Source organism: Deltaproteobacteria bacterium, from assembly GCA_016874775.1.
In the GTDB taxonomy this organism is placed as follows: domain Bacteria; phylum Desulfobacterota; class Binatia; order Bin18; family Bin18; genus VGTJ01.
Window position 1 is genome coordinate 1 of sequence record VGTJ01000283.1, and the last position, 4,827, is coordinate 4,827.

The window sequence follows — 4,827 nt, forward strand, 5'->3', positions numbered from 1 at the left end:
TCTTCCAAATGCTCGGCCAGATACGTACAGGTGCAATTCTTCGGCGTGCTCACCAAATATTCGACGTACTGCTTCTTGGTAATCATATCCCTAAAATGATACTTGTGGTCCTCAAGCGTAAGTCCTGTGAGAGTTTGTAGATAGTCAGGGGAACGTCATTCCCGCGAAAACGGGAATCCAGGAGGCTAAACTCTAAGTCCGTGCTAAATTTTCCTAGATGCCCGCCTGCGCGGGCATGACGAATATTTATTCCTCAAAATTAATTTGATTGCATACCAGTGTTTAGAACATTTTCTTTTTCTACTGAATGCTGACTACTGCCTACTGCTTTCATTGGAGCCGTATCCGTGGATCAACCACCGCATACAGAATGTCAGAGACGAGCGTACCGGCTAACGTCAGCACTGCAGCGATAAAATTGAGCGTAAGAATGACCGGAAAATCACGCGCAAGGATCGCTTCGTACCCCAGCCGACCTAACCCCGGCCAGGCAAAAATTTGCTCGAAAATCACCGCGCCACCTATCAAGCCAGGCAGAAGAAAACCGAACATCGTCACAAACGGTAATAGCGCATTGCGCAAGGCGTGACGGTAGATAACGACATCTTCCGAAAGACCTTTAGCACGTGCCGTGCGGACGTAGTCTTGGCCAATTACTTCGAGCATTTGTGACTTCACGTAACGTGACAAAACGGCGATACCGCCGAGCGCACCCATCAATGAAGGAATCACCAAATGCCACACTTGATCCATCCAGCGATAGATAGGCTGGGCGTTTTCCATACCAAAGGTTCGCATACCGATCACTGGAACATTGAACGTATCCACCACCCACAAGATCGCGAGGTAGGAAAGAAAGAAACCAGGAATCGAGATTAACGCGTACGCCACAAACGTACTGCTACGGTCATAGAATGATCCGCGCCTGAGCGCAGCGTATATCCCGGTTGGAAACGACAACCCCCAGATAATCAGTGTCTCGCAGATAAACAATGGCAACGAGTTCAAAAACCGTTGCCAGATTTTCGGCAACACCGGTTGGCTGTCTTTGAACGACTTGAGTTCACCAGTTGCGAGATCCCGCACCCAATAGGCATATTGGACATACAACGGCTCATCGAGGTGAAATGCCGCACGGATGCGTGCAATATCTTCTGGCTTCAGACGTGGATTGGAAGGATCGACCTCGCTTGGTTTCCCTGGAGCTAGATGGATCACTGAATGTGCCAGGATCGACACAAACACGACCAGGACTAAGCGTTGCAGAATGTTACGAGTGATGTAGGACCACATAATTATTGGGGGTTAGGGGCTGGGGGTTAGGGGCTGGGGGAGGACGGAAAACCCTAGATCCTACAGCCTATCTTTTTTTCTACTGACTACTGAATGCTGACTACTGACTACTTTCCTAGAAATTTGGTGTAAACTCCAATTTTCGCCATTTATTGAAATAGAACTGGATGTTTCCCCCTTTGGTCGGGTAAATCTTCACATAGCGTTCTTTACCATCAGGCTCGTGTTCAACAATGACAATTTTCTTATCCAGTACTCTCGTGCTGCGTGGAGCATACAGGAACGTATACGGCTGGTCATCGGCGATGAGTCGGTGGAGGTGATGTGCGAGCTCACGCTGTCGGTTGCGGTCGTACTCTTGACGAATCCTGACAATGAGATCATCAGCTTCCGGGTTTTTATAGCCGACAAAGTTCAATTGCTTGGGATTGGCCTGGCTCGAGTGAAAGATCTGATAGAGATCGGCATCAAGTGGAGACGTCGTCCATCCCAGCACCAACGCATCAAACGCTCCTTTATCAACAAAGTCTTCAAGAAAGACTGCCCACTCGAACGCCTGGATATTGCATTTAATGCCAATCTTCTTCCAGGCATTCTGGGCAATGGTCATAATGCTCTTGCGTTGCGGATTACCGTTGTTGGTAATGAGGTTGAACTCAAAGACCGTTCCGTCTTTTTCTAGCCAGCCGTCAGCATTCTTCTTCCATCCGACTTCTTCGAGCAGCTTCAGTGCACCATCTGGATCATGCGGTAACGCAGGGACTGACGGGTCGTACCATTCCGACTCTTTCGGAAACGGACCAGTGATTTGTTCTCCTTCTCCATACAAGAGATATTGTGTAATCTCTCCAACGTTGATGGCCATTCCCAAAGCCCGCCGCACGCGTTTGTCGGCAAACATTGGCTTGCGCAAGTTATAGCCAATATAGGTGTAGGCATTGGCAAGACTGGAGAAGGCTTGATAGCGGTCGTCCTTCTTGTAGCGAGCGACCTGATGCGGCAGGACGCCGTAATAATCGATCGCGCCGGTACGAAATTCGACCTCTTGAGTGAGAATGTCCGGGATGACGCGATAGTAATAATCTTGATATTCAGCCGCTCCCTCCCAATACTCATCAAAGCGAGTGAGATGAATAAACTCATCCCCCTGCCATTCTACGAAACGAAACGGCCCAACCCCGATCGGGCGGCGATTGAATTGACTATCGCGCATGCCAAATGCGGCCCGCGCGGTTTCTGAGAGACCACGTGCCTCGGCTTCCTTTTGCAAAGCTGCGTCGTTTAACAAATGCGCAGGCAGAATTCCCATAGTCCAACCGGTGATGGCAGGCGAGTACAACCGTTTATAGACAACCCGAACAGTGTACGGATCAAGGATCTCGACATCTTTGATCGGCTCGTAATCAGACGTGCGTGGCGAGAGATTTTTCGGATTCATCAGCGCTTCATAGGTGAATTTGACATCCTTAGCGGCAAACTCTACGCCATCGTGAAATTTCACCCCACGTCGCAGGTGAAACAGTAGCTCAGGATTATGCTCGACAACTGGGAGTAACTCCGGGAACTGTGGACGCAGTTGTTCAAGTTTGCATTGATCCGACAGAGAAATGTGTTGTGCGTGAGGAAAGCCCTCGGTGTACATGTCACCAACAATAGGTTTGAGTCGCGTGAAGAAATCTTGATCAACTTTATTTAAGGAGAAGGCAATGCGCTCTGGAACGTTAATTGTCGCTTCGATCTTCAGCGGTTTTGCTTTTCCCTGTGCATCTGGTTCGGCGAGAGTGATCGTTTCAGTTCGTTGTTGTGGCGGGAGGAGTTTGGTTGACTGCATAACTCCTTGCAGCTCCGACAAAGTGCCATTGCTCAGCGCCTGGGTAATGCGCTGGAGCAATTCAGCACCGGTCACGGCAGTTCCGTCTGGAAACTGCTTGGCGGGGTTCACAAGCAGATAGGCATTTTCACTGATTTGCCAATCGGTAGCGAGCCGCCCGCGCAGGTTGAGATTCTCATCGAGATCAAGCAAGCCCTCAAACACATAGCTCGTAATGGCAGAGCTGGCACCATCGGCACTTAAGATCGGGTTGAGAATCTTGGCATCACCAATTGAGCCTTCGATATAGGTACGCGACCGATGGGGATTGCCAGTGGTCTGTTTCTCGTAGGTTGGCACCCAGAGATAGGATTGCAACAAGAACGCAATCAACACCACGGGAATAATGATGAGCAAACGTTTGAGTATCATCAGCGCTAATTTTGTAGCGCAATTCTGCTAACGGCGGAATCCCGTTCCGGGTAAGGAGATAGGAGATAGGAGGTGGAGTACAGGGGACAAGAGCAAGAGCAGCAGAAAGAGAGCAGTTTTGCTTTTGTCTCCTACCTTCTATCTCCTGTCTCCTTACTTCCTGCTTCATCTCAGCTATTATTCCACTACTTTCTCCGAGGGGAGACTTACATGGCAAACGAATACGACATCGTCATCATTGGCGGCGGGGCCGCTGGATTCACCGCTGGAATGTACGCTGCACGAGACCGCTGTTCGGCGATCGTGGTCGAACGCTTCTCTGCTGGTGGACAAGTACTGAACTGTGAACATATCGAGAACTATCCCGGCTTTCCTGATGGTGTAGCTGGCTATTCGCTCGGCCCAACGCTGCAGCAGCAAGCAACCAATTGGGGAGTCGAGATGAAACTGGCTGAAGTACACAGCCTTCATCTCGATGGCAATACGAAGATTGTGCAAACCGACGATGGTGAATTACGCGCCAAGGCATTGGTTATCGCCTGTGGTTCGAGCTTCACCAAGCTCGGCATTCCTGGCGAGGAAGAGTTTGTGGGCAAAGGCGTGTCGCACTGCGCTTCCTGTGATGGATCGTTTTACATGAACGAGCCCGTTGCCGTGATTGGCGGTGGAGATGCTGCATTAGACGAAGGGATTCATCTCACACACTACGCGTCACAAGTAACGATCATTCACCGTCGCGATCAATTACGCGCCTGCTCAATGCTACAAGAGCGTGCTCGCGCCAATGACAAGGTCCAGTTTCGCTGGAACACCGTTACGCGTGCGATTGAAGGGGAACAGGGCGTTCAACGTGTACAGCTTGAAGACGTAAAGACTGGGCAGCAATCACAGCTCGATGTGACTGGCGCATTCATTTTTGCTGGCCTCACACCTAATACTGACTTTCTCAAAGGTATCGTTCCCCTGAACGAAAGTGGACACGTTGTGACCGACATTTGTATGCGTACGATCGTGCCAGGAATTGTTGCTGCCGGAGATGTGCGTGCTGATTCCTCGCGGCAATTGATTTCAGCGGCTGGAGATGGAGCAACAGCGGCATTGGCGGCGGTTCGGTATATCCGCACGGGTCACTGGTCTTAGCGCAGTTTTCAGTAGGCCCGAAGCTCCCTCTCCCTGGCAGGGCAATGGCGTTAAGTTAGTAGCTTTCTGATTCCCTCTCCCTCAGGGAGAGGGCTAGGGTGAGGGGATGAAATATAAGGCTGCTGGCTTTTCGATCCCCTCATCCTGACCTT

At 50.4% G+C, this 4,827-nt stretch carries 3 protein-coding genes; 1 reads left to right on the forward strand and 2 read right to left on the reverse strand.

From position 1 onward, the window contains the following. Window positions 1-330: 330 nt before the first annotated feature. Together FJ147_27250 and FJ147_27255 are read right to left on the reverse strand one after the other, a co-directional pair. Entirely contained in the window at window positions 331-1,293 is a 963-nt protein-coding gene (locus FJ147_27250; GenBank protein MBM4259582.1) for an ABC transporter permease, read from the reverse strand. A 115-nt stretch (window positions 1,294-1,408) separates the two neighbouring features. Continuing rightward, complete coding sequence (locus FJ147_27255; protein MBM4259583.1) at window positions 1,409-3,535, reverse strand: peptide ABC transporter substrate-binding protein; 2,127 nt, start codon at window positions 3,533-3,535, stop codon at window positions 1,409-1,411. A 210-nt stretch (window positions 3,536-3,745) separates the two neighbouring features. On the opposite strand from FJ147_27255, the gene FJ147_27260 reads away from it, so the two are divergent. Next, window positions 3,746-4,675 carry a thioredoxin-disulfide reductase gene (locus tag FJ147_27260; protein ID MBM4259584.1) on the forward strand — a complete coding sequence of 310 codons (930 nt, stop codon included), beginning with the start codon at window positions 3,746-3,748 and terminating at the stop codon, window positions 4,673-4,675. Window positions 4,676-4,827 lie beyond the last annotated feature (152 nt).